The 18,969-nt window shown below is 60.2% G+C and carries 20 protein-coding genes and 1 pseudogene; 11 read left to right on the top strand and 10 right to left on the bottom strand.

Annotation, left to right across the window (positions count from 1 at the left end; translation table 11 throughout):
• Positions 1 to 149: 149 nt before the first annotated feature.
• Positions 150 to 3,236 (top strand): TrlF family AAA-like ATPase, encoded by a 3,087-nt coding sequence (locus AC1DSC_RS16195; RefSeq protein ID WP_015865901.1) that lies wholly within the window; start codon positions 150 to 152, stop codon positions 3,234 to 3,236.
• 18 nt (positions 3,237 to 3,254) lie between these two features.
• Here the strand turns inward: AC1DSC_RS16195 and AC1DSC_RS16190 are convergent.
• From AC1DSC_RS16190 to AC1DSC_RS16180, 3 genes and pseudogenes are all read right to left on the bottom strand, one after another.
• Positions 3,255 to 3,500: pseudogene (locus AC1DSC_RS16190) on the bottom strand (pyridine nucleotide-disulfide oxidoreductase); the annotation flags it as partial.
• A gap of 198 nt (positions 3,501 to 3,698) precedes the next feature.
• A complete protein-coding gene (locus tag AC1DSC_RS16185; RefSeq protein WP_015865902.1) occupies positions 3,699 to 4,103 on the bottom strand; it encodes a hypothetical protein in 405 nt (134 codons plus the stop codon).
• A complete protein-coding gene (locus tag AC1DSC_RS16180) occupies positions 4,100 to 4,618 on the bottom strand; it encodes a hypothetical protein (protein WP_015865903.1) in 519 nt (172 codons plus the stop codon). Before AC1DSC_RS16180 ends, AC1DSC_RS16185 begins: the two co-directional genes overlap by 4 nt.
• A gap of 144 nt (positions 4,619 to 4,762) precedes the next feature.
• Here AC1DSC_RS16180 and AC1DSC_RS16175 point away from each other — a divergent pair, with 144 nt between their 5' ends.
• On the top strand, positions 4,763 to 5,365 hold the full coding sequence (locus AC1DSC_RS16175) for a hypothetical protein (RefSeq protein ID WP_015865904.1): 603 nt from the start codon (positions 4,763 to 4,765) through the stop codon (positions 5,363 to 5,365).
• On the top strand, positions 5,358 to 6,062 hold the full coding sequence (locus AC1DSC_RS16170) for a hypothetical protein (RefSeq protein WP_015865905.1): 705 nt from the start codon (positions 5,358 to 5,360) through the stop codon (positions 6,060 to 6,062). The genes AC1DSC_RS16175 and AC1DSC_RS16170 overlap by 8 nt, the downstream gene beginning before the upstream one ends.
• Positions 6,063 to 6,399: 337 nt before the next feature.
• Here the strand turns inward: AC1DSC_RS16170 and AC1DSC_RS16165 are convergent, their stop codons facing one another.
• Positions 6,400 to 6,840, bottom strand: a complete 441-nt coding sequence (locus AC1DSC_RS16165; protein ID WP_015865906.1) for a helix-turn-helix domain-containing protein — start codon at positions 6,838 to 6,840, stop codon at positions 6,400 to 6,402.
• Between the two features lie 21 nt (positions 6,841 to 6,861).
• Positions 6,862 to 7,062 (bottom strand): hypothetical protein, encoded by a 201-nt coding sequence (locus tag AC1DSC_RS16160; protein ID WP_015865907.1) that lies wholly within the window; start codon positions 7,060 to 7,062, stop codon positions 6,862 to 6,864.
• Here AC1DSC_RS16160 and AC1DSC_RS16155 point away from each other — a divergent pair.
• Both AC1DSC_RS16155 and AC1DSC_RS16150 read left to right on the top strand, forming a co-directional pair.
• Positions 7,061 to 7,537 carry a hypothetical protein gene (locus AC1DSC_RS16155; protein WP_478081921.1) on the top strand — a complete coding sequence of 159 codons (477 nt, stop codon included), beginning with the start codon at positions 7,061 to 7,063 and terminating at the stop codon, positions 7,535 to 7,537. The genes AC1DSC_RS16160 and AC1DSC_RS16155 overlap by 2 nt on opposite strands.
• A 31-nt stretch (positions 7,538 to 7,568) precedes the next feature.
• Entirely contained in the window at positions 7,569 to 7,976 is a 408-nt protein-coding gene (locus tag AC1DSC_RS16150) for a hypothetical protein (RefSeq protein WP_015865909.1), read from the top strand.
• A 6-nt stretch (positions 7,977 to 7,982) separates the two neighbouring features.
• On the opposite strand, the gene AC1DSC_RS16145 is transcribed toward AC1DSC_RS16150, so the two are convergent.
• Positions 7,983 to 8,270: a hypothetical protein gene (locus AC1DSC_RS16145; RefSeq protein ID WP_041945794.1), complete on the bottom strand. Its 288-nt coding sequence runs from the start codon at positions 8,268 to 8,270 to the stop codon at positions 7,983 to 7,985.
• A 79-nt stretch (positions 8,271 to 8,349) separates the two neighbouring features.
• On the opposite strand from AC1DSC_RS16145, the gene AC1DSC_RS16140 reads away from it, so the two are divergent.
• The gene (locus tag AC1DSC_RS16140; RefSeq protein WP_015865911.1) at positions 8,350 to 8,700 is read left to right on the top strand and encodes a hypothetical protein; all 351 of its coding nucleotides are present in this window, start codon (positions 8,350 to 8,352) and stop codon (positions 8,698 to 8,700) included.
• An 89-nt stretch (positions 8,701 to 8,789) separates the two neighbouring features.
• Here the strand turns inward: AC1DSC_RS16140 and AC1DSC_RS16135 are convergent, their stop codons facing one another.
• Positions 8,790 to 9,707, bottom strand: coding sequence for a LysR family transcriptional regulator (locus AC1DSC_RS16135; protein WP_015865912.1), 918 nt, complete (start codon positions 9,705 to 9,707; stop codon positions 8,790 to 8,792).
• A gap of 274 nt (positions 9,708 to 9,981) precedes the next feature.
• On the opposite strand from AC1DSC_RS16135, the gene AC1DSC_RS16130 reads away from it, so the two are divergent.
• Positions 9,982 to 10,296 (top strand): MoaF-related domain-containing protein, encoded by a 315-nt coding sequence (locus AC1DSC_RS16130; protein WP_015865914.1) that lies wholly within the window; start codon positions 9,982 to 9,984, stop codon positions 10,294 to 10,296.
• A gap of 117 nt (positions 10,297 to 10,413) precedes the next feature.
• Complete coding sequence (locus AC1DSC_RS16125; RefSeq protein WP_080515788.1) at positions 10,414 to 10,788, top strand: FAD-dependent oxidoreductase; 375 nt, start codon at positions 10,414 to 10,416, stop codon at positions 10,786 to 10,788.
• A 132-nt stretch (positions 10,789 to 10,920) separates the two neighbouring features.
• On the opposite strand, the gene AC1DSC_RS16120 is transcribed toward AC1DSC_RS16125, so the two are convergent.
• A complete protein-coding gene (locus tag AC1DSC_RS16120; protein ID WP_015865915.1) occupies positions 10,921 to 12,153 on the bottom strand; it encodes a branched-chain amino acid ABC transporter substrate-binding protein in 1,233 nt (410 codons plus the stop codon).
• A gap of 37 nt (positions 12,154 to 12,190) precedes the next feature.
• Complete coding sequence (locus AC1DSC_RS16115) at positions 12,191 to 13,828, bottom strand: AMP-binding protein (protein ID WP_015865916.1); 1,638 nt, start codon at positions 13,826 to 13,828, stop codon at positions 12,191 to 12,193.
• Positions 13,829 to 14,305: 477 nt separating this feature from the next.
• On the opposite strand from AC1DSC_RS16115, the gene AC1DSC_RS16110 reads away from it, so the two are divergent.
• Genes AC1DSC_RS16110 through AC1DSC_RS16100 form a run of 3 tightly spaced genes read left to right on the top strand, consistent with a single transcriptional unit; the run spans position 14,306 to position 18,548 of the window.
• Complete coding sequence (locus AC1DSC_RS16110) at positions 14,306 to 15,235, top strand: crotonase/enoyl-CoA hydratase family protein (RefSeq protein ID WP_015865917.1); 930 nt, start codon at positions 14,306 to 14,308, stop codon at positions 15,233 to 15,235.
• Positions 15,236 to 15,252: 17 nt separating this feature from the next.
• On the top strand, positions 15,253 to 16,458 hold the full coding sequence (locus tag AC1DSC_RS16105) for an acetyl-CoA C-acetyltransferase (protein ID WP_015865918.1): 1,206 nt from the start codon (positions 15,253 to 15,255) through the stop codon (positions 16,456 to 16,458).
• 5 nt (positions 16,459 to 16,463) lie between these two features.
• Positions 16,464 to 18,548: a 3-hydroxyacyl-CoA dehydrogenase NAD-binding domain-containing protein gene (locus AC1DSC_RS16100; protein ID WP_015865919.1), complete on the top strand. Its 2,085-nt coding sequence runs from the start codon at positions 16,464 to 16,466 to the stop codon at positions 18,546 to 18,548.
• A 44-nt stretch (positions 18,549 to 18,592) separates the two neighbouring features.
• On the opposite strand, the gene AC1DSC_RS16095 is transcribed toward AC1DSC_RS16100, so the two are convergent.
• A complete protein-coding gene (locus tag AC1DSC_RS16095; protein ID WP_478129111.1) occupies positions 18,593 to 18,937 on the bottom strand; it encodes a hypothetical protein in 345 nt (114 codons plus the stop codon).
• Positions 18,938 to 18,969: the final 32 nt, after the last annotated feature.

Below are 18,969 nucleotides of genomic sequence, written 5' to 3'. Positions count from 1 at the left end.
CACCAGAACTTTAGATTGCCATCGACTTTGGGAGTTGATGGGAGTACGCGGGTTGAGACTCGTCAAGCTGCCGGTGCGATGGAGATCGTCTGGCAGTCCGAGTCCCATGTAGCCACCTAGAACGAAAAACAACGAGCAGGCATGAGGTAATGAATCAAGAAAAATTTGAGCGAGGCTCCGAGTGGCGGCAGTGGGATCTGCATGTCCATACGCCCGCCTCGTTTCATTGGCGAGGAAAGAGGTTCAATGCCGACCCCAACTCGGATGAGAACCGCTTGCTCATCGACGAAATGATCGCTGCGTTCAATGCCGCAGAACCAACGGTCTTCGCGTTGATGGATTACTGGACCTTTGACGGCTGGTTTGCACTGCGACGACGGCTCAAAGAACCAGGGGCTCCCAAACTCACGAAGACCATCTTTCCGGGAATCGAACTGCGGCTAGTAGCTCCGATGCCGGGCCGCCTCAATGCTCACGTTCTTTTCTCTGATGCCGTTGCAGATCAGGTTCTGCACGATTTCAAAGCGGCGCTGCTCGTCGAAGTCGTGGGTCGGCCGCTGTCGGATGCATCCCTTGTGCTGCTAGGGCGCGCCGCGTCGGACGACAAGCTGAAGATCCATGGTTTCAAGAAAGTTGAAGTCGATGCCGACGATGAAAAGGCGCTCTTGGCCGGCTCCAAGATTGCGGAGATCAACTGTGACAGCTACAAGAACGCAATCGAGAAGGTGCCACACGGGCATGCGATCGGGTTCATGCCATGGGATACAAGTGACGGTCTCGCCGAGGTCAAATGGCATGAGCACTATGCGTATTTCCTAGGCCTGTTCAAGACTTCGCCTATCTTCGAGTCTCGGAACATCGACCTCCGCGGCGCTTTCGTCGGTGAGGTCACGCCCGGCAATTCGAAGTTCATCAAGAGCTTTCAGAACGCCCTATGCAACGTTCCCAGGCTTGTCGTCTCTGGAAGTGACGCCCACTGCTTCGTGGGCGTGAAGGGGGACAACGACAGACGTGGCTATGGGGATTACCCGTCCGGAAAGGCGACCTGGATCAAGGCTGACCCTTCGTTTCATGGTCTTCTTCAGGCCATCATGGAGCCGGCAAAACGTTCCTACATCGGCGAGCGCCCGGAAAAGAAGACCGAAATTTCCAAAAACAAGACGTTCTTCATCGACAGCGTCTCAATCACTAAGATCCCGGGATCCACAACAGGTGGAGCGTGGCTTGCTGGCACCAATCTGCCGCTGAACCCTGATCTGGTGGCGATCATCGGAAACAAGGGCAGCGGGAAAAGCGCGCTCGCTGACGTGATCGCGCTGCTTGGCAACTCGCGACAGAAAGCTCATTTCTCCTTCTTGAAGAAGGAGAGATTCAGGGGGAAGTCTGGGGACCCTGCAAAGCACTTCACCGCAACGCTGTCATGGCTCGATGGCAGCACGGAGGATCGAAACCTTAACGACGATCCACCGGAGGAAAAGGTGGAACTCGTCCGATACATTCCCCAAGGTCATTTCGAAGAATTGTGCAACGCGCATGTCACTGGTCGTTCCAATGCCTTCGAAAACGAACTGCGAGCAGTCATCTTCTCCCACACAGATGCTTCAATCCGCCTTGGTGCACTCGACTTTGACCAGCTTATCGAGGAGCAGGAGAGCAGCTTTCGACATCAGCTCAACGAATTCAGAAAAGACCTGCGAAGAGTGAACCAGGAAATTGCGGGCTACGAGACGCAGCTTCAACCTGAGGTTCGAAGTGCGATCCAAGAGCAACTGGCCATCAAGAATCGCCAGATTGAGGAGCACATCAAGATCAAGCCAGCGGTGATGGAAAAACCTGCCGTCGAGTTGTCGCTCGAGCAGCAGCAAGCGGCGGCCTCGCTGGAGGCCATCTCGAACCAGATGCAAAACCTCGAGAAATCCGCGGCCTCGAATGCCGCCACCGCCCTGGCACTTGCCGGCAAGCTCAAGGCAATCCAGAACGTGCGCGAGCGCTTGCGCCTACTCGACCGCTCTCGTACGCAATTTCTCGAAGACACGGCGACGGATCTCACCACTCTCGGTTTGCAGGCGTCTGACCTCGTGACGATTGAACTGAATCACCAGCCACTCGACAAGATTTCGGTTTCGATTCCTGACGAGCAAGCAAAAACTGTGGCGTCGGCTGGCGATGTCGTCACTCAGCGAGCCAATTTGCTTGCGGAGCAGACAGCGCTCAACGCAAAACTCAATGCGCCGCAGCTTCTGTACCAGCAAAACCTGAAATCCTTGGTCGACTGGGAGGCCAAACTCGCAGAGCTGACTGGTACACCTGATGCGCCAGAGACATTGAAGGGGTTGCAAACGCGTATCGCGCAGATTGATAGCCTGCCCGACCTTCTGCAAACGCACAGGGAACATCGCGCGACGTTGGCTGGAGAGATTTTTGACATTCTGGATGCTCAGCGGAAGGCGCGCGAGTCTCTCTTCAAACCCGTTCAAGACTTGATCCATAGCAACAGCCTGATCCGCGACGAGTACAAGCTCCAGTTCCAAGCGACACTGGGTGGCTCAGCAGACGGAGTTGCGACGTCTCTCTTCGACCTAATTAAACAGAACTCAAAGGAATTTCGGGGCGAAGACGAGAGCTACGGCACCGTACGAAAACTGGCCGAAGAGTACGACTTCAACACGCGAGCAGACGTGCTCAGCTTCGTTGAAGCGCTGCACGGAAAGATTGTCGTGGCTGCGTCCGGCGGTAACAAGGATACCGTCGGCATCGGCCCTGTGTTGAGAAAAGACAAGCTGGCAAGCGATGTTTACGATTTGCTCTTCGGGCTTTCATTCCTTGAGCCGCGTTACTCGTTGCTTTTCCAAGATGCACAAATCGAGCAACTGTCACCTGGTCAACGCGGCGCGCTACTTCTCATCTTCTATTTGCTGGTCGATAAGGGGCGCAATCCGATCATTCTGGATCAGCCTGAGGAGAATCTAGACAACGAGACTGTGGTGAGCTTACTGGTCCCAGTCTTGACCGAGGCTAAGAAACGTCGGCAGATCATTATGGTCACCCACAATCCGAATCTCGCGGTCGTCTGTGATGCGGAGCAGGTTATCTGGTCGGTATTCGATCGGAAGAATGCATCGAAGATCTCCTATCTCGCCGGCTCCATCGAGAACCCAGCCATCAACGGGCACGTCGTCAATGTTCTGGAAGGCACGATGCCGGCGTTCAACAATCGCCGCATCAAGTACCACTGAGCGCGCGCAGCTGCCTGTTCAAACTCCCAAAAAACCGCCGATCTCGACCGCGGTGCTTCTGGCCGCGCGCATGACTCCGATGAGCGTTGCCGAGGCCGGGCCGGTCCATTCTCCATAACCCACCAGCCACAGGCCGGGCACGTCGCGCGAGCGAGTTCCTGCGACCGGGACCTTTCCGTCCCCGACAGCGTCGAGCGATATGAGATGGTCCAAGGCCGCGCGAAAGCCTGTGCACCAGATCACAGCGTCGAATTCGCGAGCGGTGGCCGAGATGCGGCCGCACGGCTGCAGCCCTGGGTGCTACCACCTGATCGACAGCACCGCGTGTTTTTACGCGCGAAGAGCGCCGGGCTCTTGAAGAACGCTATTCAGCTCTGACTCGCGCGAGGATCGCAGCAGGGAGTTGGCCCCTAGGCCTACCGTCATGGGAGGGCCGGCGTGCGGCATCCGCCCATATATAACCTAAGCGCGAAGAACATGATCGCCAACTTGGATCTCACTCAGTGGGCGCAATTTTTCGTCGCCTGGAGTGATCAGTTCCGTGACGGTGTCTTGATTTCCAAAAATGTTACTCAACCCGCCTGCGCCACGGCCCGTTACCTTCTTGATTTCTCGACTGTCTGGTGATCTATCCCATTCGATCGACCGCAATGTCGCAATCGAAGGCTGGGCATGCTGCACCCCGACTTTGCCTCGAACAATTTCGAGCCGCTCGAGTTCTTTTCCTGTAGTCGGGTCGACTATCAAATCCGCAAGCCCAACTATTAAAAACTTGCTGTCTGGCTTTACGCCTTGATCTGTGCCTATGTTGACTACCACCGTGAAAGGATCGAGCACCTTGACAACTTGTCCTAAGTATCGGGTCATGACGTGAGTGTTCCGGTGAGAAGAGGGATTGCGTCGGTTGGTATCACGGATCGGAAGGTTAGATTGCGGAGTTCTTCAGTCGTACTTGGCAATTTCGTAAGCAGACCCATGTCCTTCACAACCTTGATTTGGATGTACTTGGCCTGAACGTGATGGACCACGGCTATGTACGCGAGCCTCTCGATCTCGTCGGATTCGATATAGCCGCCCACCACGATGCTTGTCGCGAAGTTTTCGTTTCGGTGAATAAGAAATATTTCTTCCGAAGCGATTGATTTGAAAGGCTTCTCAAAATTGTCAGGGATGGTGTTTTGACTTGAGATGTCAAATATCACCTTAAGTAAGATGACAATTATCGTGCCGAGTACAAGCAGCAAAAAGAGAAGCCATTTGACGGAAATACTTGAGTTCACGTCTACAAACATTCCCGTTGCAGCAGACACAAATCCGAGGACGCCGATCACTACCGACGCGCCGGAGAAGCTCAAAAAATTTCGCAGGAGATGGTCTTTCATTTTCGATGATCTGCTGCGTGAGTCTTGTTGAGATGGATTGTGCAGCAACTCGTAACAAAATGGTGTACTCGGGGGTTGCGACAGTGCGAGGAACGGTGACTGCAAAAGGCTCTCGGACAATGCCGCATCAGGAGAATCTCGAACATGGTCGCTACCGCAATCACCCTCATCGTGCTGAACCTCATCGGCATGGCGTACCTCGTCCTACGCAGCTTCGGCACAGGATATGGAACGAAGAAGGGCGGAAACGCAGCGGATCGCGAAGACTTGCCAGAACTCACGCGCATCGTCGAAGACATCAAGCACCAGAACGCCCAGTTGTTGGAGTCCTTGAAGTCGCACAACCAGCTTCGCGTGGCCGCGATCGATAAGAGGTTGCAGGCACATCAAGAGGCGTTCACGCTGTGGAGAAAGCTGGTCGGCGTTCTATGGAACGGCGACGTCAATTCGGTGGTGGAAGAATGCCAACGATGGTGGGACGAAAACTGCTTGTACCTCGAGCCTGAGGCGAGAAATGCCTTTTCGATCGCCTACTTCCTTGCGCCTTCTGTCCGGCAGGATGTTGGGGGTATGAGAAACCATGGAACCGGGCACACGCCAACCATGGAAGCTCGCCATCAAGAGATCATGCGAGCGGGGGATGTACTCGTGCAGGCGGTGCAGTTGCCCGGACTGACTCAGGCAGAAGAGCGTTCAATGAAGCAGACCAACGAGTTGAAGGCCGGGGAAGGTGCAGAAAATGGATGACGATGACAAGATCCGCCGCAACCTCGTTGTCACCAGCGCCATCATCATCGGCGTCGCCTGGTTCGATGTGTCACTACCTGATGTGCTCGAACGGCTCTTCTCGGTCAAGAGCCAAGCAGGAACGCCCGGAGCCGTGGTGCAGCTATCGACCTGGAAAGTCTGGGTTGCTGCGCTGGTGGTACTCGGCTACATGAGCTGGCGGTATCGATGGTCTGATGAGGTCGAGCAAGCGACAAGACTCTTCACAGAAAGCGTCGTGTCGCGGTACAAGAAACTCTTTGGCGATGTTTACATGACCGACGTCACCAAGTGGTTCCAGAGCGGGGCTTTTCCGGCGGACGTTCACCCGCAACTCTCTGCCGCGTACGCGCAACTCGTTCCGCACACCTTGGCCCAACAGCTGGGCCGTGGACCCGAGAAGGTGACCTTCACGGGACCCATGCCTGCGATCAACCAAGGTAATCACATGATGACTATGACGGCTGAGTGGCTGCCGGGCGGCGGGGGCGTGTACGTGAATCAGCAACAGGTGAACATCTATATCGACACGAGGCGGCTGAAATCGATGATTTGGAGCGCGCGCCGGTTCGCCTTGGCAAACTCGAAGTCATCAATGTCGCTGGTGTGGCCGGTAGTCATCGCCGGCAGTGCAACAGTGGTCGTGCTGTACAAGCTCGGCCGCGCCGTCTTCGGCTAGCTCGATTCAAAATGAAGACTTCCAATCTCGCGGGCCCGCCGCTCGAGGCGCTGACTGGTCAACGCCCCTGGCTGAGCTTGCAGAGGGCGATCCCGGCTCGCGCTGAACCACGTCGCGCTTGGAACCGACACTCTTTTCAAGTTCTGGGACGCCGATCCACGCCGCAGACCTGGACAGTACAACCGCTGGCACGAGTACAACATGCCCAATCGGTCCTGCCAGCAACGTCGATAAGTGCGAACGACCCTAATGTGCTGCCAGTGGATGCGAATCCGCTGAGTAGCAACTGAAGCGCGTAGCTTCGAATCAGACATCTGACTCTTCGTGTCTTCCCGCGCTAACGCGTGGCTAGCCGTTCCAGAACTTCGCGTGCACCCAGGTCCCTTACTGCCGCAAGGCTTTCGAGCTGCGTTGTCCGCGGTCGTGCCTTGCCTTGTTCCCAGTGGTAAATCGTCTGCCCGGAGACGCCTACCAGCCGTCCATAGATCGCCGCGGACAGCCCGAGCTTGGCCCGATGCGCAGCCAACCTGGTTGCACTGAAGCGGCGCTTCGTGCCCGTTGCCGCTTCAGCGTCTGAACCAGGCGCCGCCTCGAACCGCGCCGCGCCCTTCGCGACACGACGCAGCTCCTTCTCAAGCGCGCTCACCTGGCGACGCAGTTCGGCAATCGAGGCGCGATGCGCGACTGATGCTTTCTTGAGGGTTTCGATCTCGACGCGCACTTCTTTGCGAGCGACGCGGGAGATTTCGGCTTTGAGGATCGAGGCTATGTTTGGCATCGGCGCATTGTGCCGTTCCAGCTACCTGGCCTCTCCTGGCGTCATCACCGGCTCGAGCCATTTGAGTGCCGCCGCCCTCGGCGACAGCGTGCGCAGATGCGCCTCGCAAGCCAGGTCGGTGGCCAGCTCCTCTAGCTGCTCAGGATCCACCGTCCGCCAATGGCGCTTGAGCTGCTGCGCACAGTAGTAGATCCACAGATCGGTCGGAATGTCGTCTTCCATGCCGCCATACTACTGTATATTCATACAGGTGTACTGCGAAGTGTTTAGATACCGGTTCGAGGGCCAGGCGCTGTCCACCAAGGAGGCGGTGAAGCACACGCGCCGCATCGGAGAGCTGCTCTACGTGCCGCGCATCCATGACCCGCGCCCGGGCCGCAGCCTGATGATCGCCATGCTGCTGGCCGACGACCAGGAGAGCTATGTGATCCCGTTGCTCAACCGCGCGTCCATGCTCGAGGTACGCGGCGGCTTCTTCATCGAAGGCACCGAGATCAATCCGCGCGGACGGGCGCTCAAGAACATCAAGACGGACACCTACCCGCAGCGCTGGTTCTGCCGGCCGGTGCCGCGGCCCGCCCCGCCCGATGCGAAGGCGGCTCGGCTGGAGGCGCAGCGCCACGGCGAAATGATCGCCAAGGCGCTGCAGCGCTGGCCATCGCGCCGCGGTGGTTCCGGGCTCGGTGGAAGTGCGTAACGCGTTGCCGAACTTGCTCAAGGAGATGACCATGGACCAAGCTGAACTCTTCTTCCCGCGGCCGGTGCCTGCGGCACCGGTTAATGTCGCGCCGCAGGAGGCCAGCGATGACGACGTGCCATTCCGGTTCGAAGAGGTGGAACCGGAACCGCGCGTCGCCTACCTGGTGCGGCTCGCGGACTATCCGCATTCGGCGGCCGAGGCGGTCAAGGTGGCGGAGCAGCGCTTCCGGCGTGAGCTCGACCGGCAACTGGGCCATGAGCTGGTGCCGGCGCTGCGCGCGTTCCAGAACGCGAGCGAGTCGGGCGAGAGCGATCTCACCAAAGACGAGATCGCGCTGGCCAAGCGCTGGATCAAAGCTTTCGACGTGGCCAGAACGGCGGGCTTTCGCGATCTGGGCGATACCGACGAAGCCTATTTCGCGGTACGTCCTGTGTGAGGACGCTCAATCAATTTGCGCCGGCTCATTTGGGCGCGTGACTGGACGCACAAGGTAGTCTGCGACCGCGCACGCGCCGGCAATCCAGGCTTCCATCTCGCTGGAGTGCGCTGTCTGGTCGGAGACGAACGGCCGAAAGCTCAACAGCCCGGTCGGACCGCTGACCGAACCCAAGAGCGAGAAGCGGAATTCGCCGGGCTCCGACTCGCTCACCATGACCGCCATCTGACTCATCTTGATCTCCCCTGTTGTCGAGAAGATGTTGTAAGCGGGCGCGGCCGACAGGAATGTCAACGTTCGTCAACCTGCTGGAAATCGTTCACGATGCGGTCAACTTTCGCGCGTCGCGCCGTAGCAGCTACGATTTCTGGCCATGACCAAAGAGATTGCCCGTCTCCCGCCGGAGAGCTGCGCACAGCTGCTTGAGGTCCTGCAAATATTGGGATGGAGGTTCGAGCATCCCATCAGCGCCAAGATCACGGGCTGGAGCAATCAAGGCGAGGAAATCATCCTGATGTCGCCAGAAGAAGCCTTCGCTTTCCTTGCAGCGGCGGCCGGACATGGGATCCAGCTTTGGGCCGCGCCGGACAAGGATCTGTTTCTCAGCTGCGGGGAGACGCTGCAGATCTACTTCGATGGATTTTCTGCTGAGGAAAGCGCATCGCTGCAAGCTGCGTTGCGAGGCGGCGGATTGGAGTTGGGCGTGAGCAGCGACAGCGGCTAACACGGATAGCGATCACGCTTGTCCGTTGTCTTTGCCTGGGCAGGAGCTAAGTCTCCTTCAAAAAAAAGGATCCGCCGCACACGGGGGTTCTAGGAGCTGGCAACGTTCTGCTGCTTCAACTCCATCGCCAAAAAATCTGCGAAGTCCTGCGCCGCCGGCGAGAGCGACCTTCCAAGAGGCCGATACAGACATACCTTGCGCACTGTCTCTGGTTCGACCACACGCAGCATGACCAGTCCGAATGCTGTCGCCAGCACGCCGACGTAGTCGGGGGCCAGTGTGGCGGCAAAGCCCTGCGCCGAAATACCAAATGCCGTGGTGGTGTTATCGACAATTTCGACTGGTGTTACACGCTCTTCGTCAGGTGCGTTCAGCCGCATGCGTTCCACGCCCAATTCGTGATCTCTTCCCGTAACGACCAGAGGAACATTGCGCAGATCGGCCCAGCGAACGCGCTTGCGCGATGCCAAGGGGTGCGACGGTGCGCACCAAAGCACCCAGGGACTGTCAAACAGCGTCTGAGCCGCCACGGCGCCGCCAAGTGCGCGATCAGGACCGACGGCGATGTCGACGTCACCGGAAGAGACGGCGTCCACCAGACGATCCACAGCCACGTCCCGAATGCGAACGACAACCTTCGGCCGATCACGGGAATATCGGGAGATTGCCTGCGGCAGTGCCATGGAAGCGAGCACCAGCGGAGCGCCCACCCGTACCAGCCCAGACGCGCGGTTCCGGACATCGTTGGCCGCCATCTCTGCGTCTCCCACGTGGCGCAGCACGGTCTTGGCCGAGGCGAGATAGTCCCGCCCCGCGCTGCTGAGTTCCACGCGCCTCGTGGTGCGCTCCAACAGCCTGAAACCCACAGTCGCCTCGAGCTCTGCAACCAGCTGGCTCACAGCTTGAACTGTCAGTCCCATTTGGCCTGCCGCTGTGCTGAAACTGCGCATCTCGGCGACCGACGTGAAAGCCTCCAACTGGCGCAACGTAAATCGGGTCAGCGGCATGTTGGATTATCAAGCACAGGTTGAAGACCGATCAATATTAGCTGATTGTTCAAGAAAGGCTCTTCGTGAACACTCGGGACTTCACAGGGTGGAAGAAGGTTTGACCGACTCTGATTCTCGTGGCGCCCGCGGCGACAAACGGTCCTTCCTGCCTTCTGACTGCGGTGCCAGTGAGCCTCTCGCCGAGGTTGACGTAGTTGCCTTGCACGCCCCGCAAAGGCACCAGCATGGATCGCCGGGCCTTCCAATCTTGCCTCTTAATAGGAGAAAAATAATGACCGCACCTGCAGCCCCGCATCTGGGCCGTTTCCGTTTCGAGTACCCAGGGGGCGTCGTCTACGAAGTGGATGTCGACGACGATGATGCGTTGCGCTGGCGCTGCGTAGCCGGCGAGAACAAGGGCCGTGAGGGAAAGGAAGTCGTCGACCGCGTACCGCTGCACCCCGAACAGCATCTGTTGTCATGGACCGAGGCCGACGGTCTGGTCGTGGCGCAGGTTGTCAACTACGACGCAGGCTCGGTCAACACAGTCCTGGTGCTTCCCGGCGGCCAACGCGTGGTGCTTCAGGGCACGGTACAAAGAATTTAGCTACCTCGACGAGGCTTCGCACGCAGCCGAGCGGTAGCGGCGACAAGTTGGTCGAACCAGTCATACGTCTGCCGCTCGCAATCTCTCGATCCATATGAACGATTTTCCCGACATCACATTGCTGCGCGCGCCACGGGTATTGGACGACCTTCTCCGACCTTCTCCTCTTCCGCGTGTGGCGCGCCTTCCAAATGGGTCGGCAGGCGCCCGATGAGTCCGGACAATCTGCCCTTTCTTGGATCGGCGAAGCATCGAAATCTCTGGCTCAACTGCGGCCACGGTGCAATGGGTTGGACGATGGCATGCGGCTCAGCCCAGGTAATTTCTGACTTGGTTCTAGATCGTGCTCCGGCTATCGATCTGATGCCGTACCACAGCAATCGCTACCGTTTTGTGGGGCGTCGGTCGTCGAAAAAATCGAACAGGTTCATCGATCGATTCTGGGTGCTCATCTCGCCTCGGCGTTTGTCTCGTCCAAAAACGGGAAGATGACCGATGGTTGGCAAAAGATCGACCGGCACGCCGGTTCCAATTGACATCGTTTACGCCCGTAGCTGCGTGACCACGGCACGCGATTCCTATCTATGCTTACGCCCAAGCGTTGCACCGGCCCCGTCGCTGGCATCAGGGCCGCTTCATCTGGCAACTAGTCGGTGTGCTCGCGATGTAGGCCGGAAACGCTCGGGCCGGTGCCAACGTCATTCCAGTGTTCTCGACACTGTAAGGATATTTGTCGTCGGCTTTCTGCCAGACCGTCATAAACAGCGACTGCTGCATTTGATGATCGGTCTTGCGCATCTCGACCTCTCCGTTGAAACCCTTGAAGCGCAGGCCCTCCATCGCTGCGGCGACTTTTACAGGATCCGTGGATCGGGTTTTGGCCATGGTTTCGCCCAGGCTCATGAACACGTGGCTGACCTGGGAAAAATACAGATCCTCCTTGAACCGTTCCTTGAACTCGGCTGTCCACTTGCCTATGTCGCCGCCCATGTTGTAATGGTTGTTGGCGATCTGAAACACACGGCCGCCGCCGCCCTCTCCCAAAGCGGCAGGGGTGCCCGTCATGCCGGCGTAAAGGGTATAGAACTTGCCGTCGAAGCCGCTCTCGTTGGCGGCCTTGATCAGCAGCGCTAGGTCCGAGCCCCAATTGCCGGAAATCACCGTATCTGCACCCGAGGCCTTGATCTTGGCAATGTAGGGTGCGAAGTCCCGTACCTGCGCCAAGGGGTGCAGGTCTTCACCGACGATCTCAACATCGGGCCGCTTGCGCGCCAGGTTTTCCTTCGCGAGGCGCACCATCTGGTGGCCGTGCGCGTAGTTCTGGTTGAACAGGTAGACCTTCCTGATGTCCTTGTCGTCCTTCAGGAAAGTGGTTAGCGCCTCCATCTTCATGGCGGTGTTGGCGTCGAAGCGGAAATGCCAGTAGCTGCATTTGCTGTCGGTGAGATCCGGATCGACTGCGGCATAGTTAAGGAGCAGAACCTCCTTGCCCGGATTACGAGCGTTGTGCTTGTTCACGCCATCTATCAACGCAGCGACCGCCGCTGAGCCGCCCCCGGCTGTGATGTAGCGAATACCCTTGTCTGAGGCACTCTTGAGCGCATTGAGGCTCTCGGCGGGGCTGAGCTTGCTGTCGAACGGCACTACCTCGAACCTCACACCAGCCGGGTTGTTCGAGCCGCTGAACTTGTCGGCAAAGAACTGGAAGGTCTTGACCGCGTTCGAGCCCGAGGGTGCCATCAGACCTGACAGGGGGTCGATCCAGGCGATCTTGACGGTTTCTCCCCTCTGCGCGGAGGCAGCAGTGGCATAGGCTAAGGCGGCGATTGCCGTAGCAATTTTGATGGCAAGCTTCATGGGATGTCTCCTGTCAAGAAAGTTGATCTGGTCTGGGCTAAACCATTTGAGTCAGCTGATTCGTCTCGGCGAGTTCCCGCAGGCGGAATTTCTGCACCTTCCCCGACGCCGTCAGCGGAAAGGCGTCGCAACTGAACCAGACAGTCGGCAGCTTTTGAGGCGCAAGCATTGAGAGGCAGTGCGCGCGCAGCGCCTCGGCCGCCGGCAGCGGCATACCCGCTCGGATCTGCACGGCCGCGCCCACCACCTCGCCCCATCTGGCGTCAGGGATGCCGAATACCACAGCCATGGCAACGGTGGCATGCTCCATCAGACGCGCCTCGACCTCGGCGGGATAGATGTTCTCGCCACCGCGAATGATCATGTCCTTGAGTCGGCCTGTGACCCGTAGATAGCCGCGCCGGTCCAGGGTGCCGAGATCGCCAGTGCGCAACCAGCCATCGGGCCGCATTGTCTGGGCAGTTTCCTCTGGCATCTCGAAATAGCCAAGCATGCACTGAGGGCCGCGCACTTCGATTTCCCCTTCAGCTCCGACGGATTGGGTTTTTCCCGAGGCGGGATCCGCGATGCGAATTTCGACTTGTGGCAGAGGTTGGCCCACTGTCGTTGCTTTGTCCTCCTGGTTGTCGTTGGGGCCGACCATGCTGATCGTCGGGCTGCATTCGGTCTGTCCGTAGAGCGTCAGCAGATCGCAATGAAAGCCGGTTTCGATGCGGTGCAGCAGCTCGGGCGGAACGGGGGCGCCGCCGGAGATGGCAACACGCAGAGTGCTGAGGTCGTACTGGTCGCGCTTGGGGTGATCAAGCATCGCGATCTGCATGGTCGGAACACCATAGAACACGTCGCAGCGCTCTAATGCGATCGCCCGCATGAGCGTTTCAGGCTCAAACAGCAGCGGCAGCACGTAGGTCGATCCGGTTGTCACACAGCCCAGGGAACTGAGTACTGCACCTGCGGTGTGGAACAGCGGCATGGGGCTGATTACGACGCTGGCCTCGATGCCGGCCCGGTTGCATGTCAGCCTGGCACTTGTAACCAGGCCCGCGTGATGCAGCAGTGCTCCTTTGGGGTTGCCGGTGGTGCCAGAGGTGTACTGGATCTGGGCCGGATCCAGCGCTTGCACATGCGGTAGCTCGCCTCGGGCTGAGTGCGTGCGGACCTCGGTCTGCCAATTCAGCAGACAGAAGGTCTCGCGCACTTCTCCTGCCACCTCACGCGCGACTGCGGCCATGTCGGTGCCGCGGAATTCAGCCGTGTACAGCAGCCCGGTGCAGCGGGACTGGCGCAACGCGTAGCGCAGTTCGGCGCTGCGCAGCGCCGGGTTGGCAGTAACGAGCACCAGACCTGCCAGTGCCACGCCGTATTGCAGGATGACCCACTCAGGCACGTTGGGCGCCCAGAGACAGACGCGCTCGCCAGGAGTGAAGCGCGTAAGCAACCAGTGCGCGCATTGTTCGGCCTGAGCAAGCAGTTCCGCATACGTCCAGCGGCGCGCCGTGTCGCTCGCGCCTGTGAGCGACGGCAGGCCCGGCGGCATGACTTCGACCAAGGCGATGCGCTCCGGATGGCGTCGTGCCGCGTCCCGCAAGGCATCGCCGGTGGTCATTAGGAGCAGAGGTACCGAAGTGTCAGCAGGCAGGTGCGACAGTGTCGGGTCGGGAAAGTCGTGGCTCATGGCATTGTCTCCAGAAGAATCCGGGCCGCGTGGACCCATTGCGTGATCAGTTGCTGCCGTTTCACAGGACTGCGCAGGACGCTGGACAGCGCCAAGCTGCGCAGGAATTCCAGGTCATGGTCGCGATAGCCGCCTGGGCGGGGCACGCATCGATGGATGAAAACATTGAATGCACCGCCCCATCGCCGTACTTGCGGGCCTTGCGCTCGGCCTTCAGCATCGCGCCACCCCTGCCTCGGCACGTGCGACCGCCCATAGTCTCGATTGGGACCGCTGGCACTGCGGTATCGGAATCGGCCTTTGGGCAATGCCGTCACTGGGAGGAGTGATTGAACTGTCATCGTGGGGCAGTTTATGAAGTACCACCACATCGACATGTCACAAAAGAGACGATAACAGTCACAAGTGACTGTTAAAAACAGTCATAGCTGACTGCGTAGTTGCTCTCCGACGGAGGCGCAGTGGCCTGATGCTGAAATGAACCATCCCAGAGACAGGAATCCCGTGCCCACCTTTTCCACCCTGACCATCGAACAGGACGCGCAATCCCCGCGTGTCGCCCGTCTGCTTCTTAGCCGCCCAGAGCGGTTCAACGCCATCAGTCATGCGATGCCCGGTGAAATCCGAGCGGCGGTCGAATGGGCCAATGCGAACGACGAGGTGCATGTCATCGTCGTCGAGGGAACCGGCAAGGGCTTCTGCGGTGGCTACGACCTCGTAGACACTGCCGAGCAGCAGGCCGATCATCCCTGCCAGCAGGAGCGGTACCCGTGGGATCCGATGGTGGACTACGCCTGCATGAAGCGCTACACCGAGGACTTCATGAGTCTGTGGCGCAGCCCCAAACCCACGATTGCCAAGGTGCACGGCGCGGCAGTGGCCGGCGGCAGCGACATCGCCCTGTGCTGCGATCTGCTGGTCATGGCCGAGGACGCGCGCATCGGCTACATGCCCACGCGGGTGTGGGGCTGTCCCACCACCGCCATGTGGACCTACCGACTCGGGCCGGCGCGGGCCAAGCAGTTGATGTTCACCGGCGATGTGCTCGACGGCCGCACGGCCGCGGATTGGGGCCTGGCCAATCTCGTGGCTCCGCCCGTCGAACTCGAGGAGCGCACGATGCAGTTGGCCTTGCGCATCGCCGGCGTGCCGCGCAGCCATCTGGCCATGCACAAGATGGTAGTGAATCAGGCAATGTTGACGATGGGCCTAGAGCAGACACAGATGTTCGCGACTGTGTTCGACGGCGTCACGCGCCACAACCCCGAGGGCCTATGGTTCCGCCGTTATGCGCAGGAGGCGGGCTTCAAGGCTGCAATCCAGTGGCGCGACAGCGGCAAGCCCATCCCGGAAGGCGACGAGGCGCGTGCCTTGATTCGTGACATCGAAGCCCGGCGTGGCGAATAGCTTCAGCCGCACTTCCTATGAATGAGGCCTTTGTTTACGACGCCGTTCGCACTCCGCGCGGCAAGGGCAAGACCGACGGCTCGCTGCACGAGGTCAAGCCGATCACACTAGCTGTCGGATTGCTGCGGGCCTTGCAGCAGCGCACCAGCCTGGACACGGCTCGCGTGGACGATGTGGTCATGGGCATCGTGACACCCGTAGGAGACCAGGGGGGCTGTCTGCCGAAGATCGCGGCGCTTGCGGCGGGCTGGGACTGGAACGCCAGTGGCATCCAGATCAACCGCTTCTGCGCTTCCGGCCTGGATGCCATCAACCAAGCCGCGCAGCGCGTGCGCTCGGGATGGGATGACTTGATCGTCGCGGGAGGCATCGAAAGCATGAGTCGGGTGCCCATGGGCAGCGATGGAACAGCGTGGGCGCTGGACCCGCGCACGAGCATCGACAACGCTTTTGTGCCGCAAGGTATCTCCGCCGACCTTATTGCATCGACTGAGGGATTCACCCGTGAGGACGTGGATGCCTATGCACTTGCTTCGCAGCAACGCGCCGCAAGGGCGCTGGCCGAAGGACGCTTCGCACGCAGCGTCGTACCCATTCGCGATGGCAACGGCTTGATGATCCTGGACCACGATGAATTCGTGCGGCCTGACAGCACGATGGCTGGCTTGGCGGCGCTCAAGCCTTCGTTCGAGCAGGCCGGCCATATGGGCTTCGACGCCGTCGCGCTGCGCCGCTATCCGCAGCTCGACCGCGTCCGGCACGTACACACCCCAGGGAACAGTTCGGGCGTCGTGGATGGCGCCGCTGCGGTGTTGGTCGGCAATGAGCGTGTGGGCGCTGCGCTGGGATGGACGCCGCGCGCGCGCGTCGTGGCAGTTGCGCTCACCGGCAGTGAACCGACCCTCATGTTGACCGGTCCGGTGCCAGCCGCGCGCAAAGCGCTGCAGCGCGCCGGCCTCACGGTCGACCAGATCGACCTGTTCGAAGTCAACGAGGCGTTTGCGAGCGTACCCCTGCATTTCATGAAGCACATGAAGGTGCCGCACGAGAAGGTCAACGTCAACGGTGGTGCGATCGCATTGGGGCACCCGCTGGGCGCTACCGGCGCGATCCTCGTCACCACACTGTTAGATGAGCTGGAACGGCGCCAGCTGCGCTATGGACTGGTCACGCTGTGCGTCGGCGCCGGCATGGGCATCGCCTCCATCTTCGAACGGATCTGAACTCCATGAAGACTCTTCAGTACGACCTCGACACCGGCACTGGCGTTGTCACACTGACCTTCGACGATCTCGATGCCTCTGTCAATACTTTCAACGATGCTTGGCGGACCGACATGCAAGCCGCGCTCGATCGCATGAGCGAAGGGGGCAGCCGGCCACGCGGTGTCATCCTCGCTTCCGCCAAGGACACGTTCTTTGCCGGCGCCAACTTGAAGGACGTGCTTGCGCAGTGGCCCGCCGATCCCGCGCAGGTGTTTGCGCGCACCGAGGCGGGCAAGAAGCTGCTGCGCCGACTGGAAACCTTGGGCTGTCCGGTGGTGGCGTGCATTGCCGGCAGCGCACTGGGCGGCGGCTTCGAGCTCGCACTGTGCGCGCACCACCGCGTGGTTGTCGACGATGCCAGAGTGCAACTCGGCTTTCCGGAGGTTGGCCTCGGCCTGATTCCCGCGGGGGGAGGCGTGACCAAACTCGTGCGTCTGCTAGGGCTCGAGTCCGCCATGCCGTACATCCTGGAGAGCCGAGTGATGAGTCCGAGCGCAGCACGAGATGCTGGTCTCGTACACGCCGTGGTGCCGTCCGGTCTCGGCGCCGCCGCAGCGCTGCGCGAGGCTGCATTGGCGTGGATCGAGGCCCATCCACAGGCGCAGCAGCCTTGGGAGGTCAAGGGACACCGCATCCCCGGCGGCGCGCCGGGCTGTCCGAAGCTGGCACCGCTGCAGATGCTGGCGCCGGCGATGCTTTTCCAAAAGACGAGGGGGAGATACCCAGCCGCTGAAGCGGCCTTGAGTTGCATGGTGGAAGGGGCGCAATTGGATGTGGACACCGCGCTGCGGCTGGAAACGCGAGCGCTCGTCGGCCTGCTGACACACCCTGTCACGCGCAACCTGATCCAACTCTTCTTCGACCGCAATGCCGTCAGGCGGGGGCGGTCACGCCCACAGGGTGTCGCGCCGTGGCAAGCGGGCAAGGTAAGCATCCTGGGGGCGGGCATGATGGGGGCCGGGATCGCGCAGGTCTGTGCAGCGCACAGTCTGAACGTGGTGTTGAAGGATGTGAGCATCGAATTTGCCGAGGCCGGCAAGGAGCGTGTCCGCCGTCTGACCGATCAGCGTGTGCATGCGGGGCGCATGACGCCGTCTCAGCAGGCTGCGATTCTGGAGCGCATCGAGCCCGCCGCCGAGGTGTCGGCGTTGGACGGCAGCGACCTCATTATCGAGACGGTGTTCGAGGATCGCGCGCTCAAAGGCCGCGCGACCGGCGAAGCCGAGCCGTGCCTGCGTCCAGACGGCGTCTTCGCGAGCAACACGTCGACCCTGCCCATCACCGGGCTAGCCGAAGCGGTCAGCATGCCCGAGCGCTTCATCGGCCTGCACTTCTTTTCACCTGCCGACAGGATGGAGCTCGTGGAGATCGTCGTTGCCGAGAAGACCAGTGCCGAGACGTTAGCCAGGGCCTACGACTTCGTGCTGCAGATCGGCAAGACACCAATCGTGGTGCGTGACGCCCGCGGCTTCTTTACCAGCCGAACCGTCGGCTCCTACATGGCTGAAGGTGCGCAGATGCTGGCCGAGGGCATTCCGGCGACGGTGGTGGAACTGGCCGGCCGTGACGCCGGCATGCCGGTGGGTCCGCTGACCGTGGCGGACGAGATTTCGCTGGTCACGCTGGCGAAAATTATGGAGCAGAACGCCAGTGATGCGTTGGACGTGGGCGAGCGCTTCATGATTGCGCTATGCAGGCAACACGGTCGCAAGGGACGCGTTCTTGGGGGCGGTTACTACGACTATACCGAGGACGCACCTAAGACACTCTGGCCGGGCTTGAAAGCGTTTGAGCGCCCCGAAACGTCGTGGACGCTCGCTGCATTGAGCGAGCGCCTACTAATGCGTCAGGCTGTCGAGGCGTTGCGCTGCGAGGCCGAAGGCGTGGTGACGCATGCACATGACGCCAATGTCGGCTCGGTCTTGGGCTTCGGATTCCCCGCATGGACAGGTGGCGTACTCCAATACGTCGCAGCAATGGGCCGGGACAGGTTCATGGCGCAAGCCCATGCGCTTGCTGCAGCTCATGGTGGGCGATTCACGCCGTGAATGCACACCGGTCGGCGAATTGGCTGGCCCGCGCACGGCGATTGTCATGAACCTTGTGCAATCGGCGATGCCGTGCGCGGCATAGCGCCGTGTGGACCAGGCTCATGACGGCGGCGGCTCGTTTGCCTGCGCGCAGGGATCCGGCGAACAGCCAGTTCTAGCGACCGAGCGCGATTGGCCCGCGTCTTGCCCGCTCCGGGCTTGAGCATCGCCACAGGGGTCTCGTCGGCATGCAGCACGTCGTGTCGCAGCAGTTCTGCTGGCCGCGCACACAATCTCCCTCCATCGTGGTCTGCTCCAATCACAGTAACGTTGACGATGTCCGAATGTTCGAGCAGTCGAACCTCGAGATCTGCTGGGTAGATGTTCTCACCGCCGCGGATGATCATGTCCTTCAAACGCCCATCACGCACACGTAGGG

The sequence above is a fragment of the Variovorax sp. 01N425 genome (genome assembly GCF_056399465.1).
The sequence above is the reverse complement of the archived record's forward strand: the minus strand, read 5'-3'. Positions and strand labels throughout refer to the sequence as shown.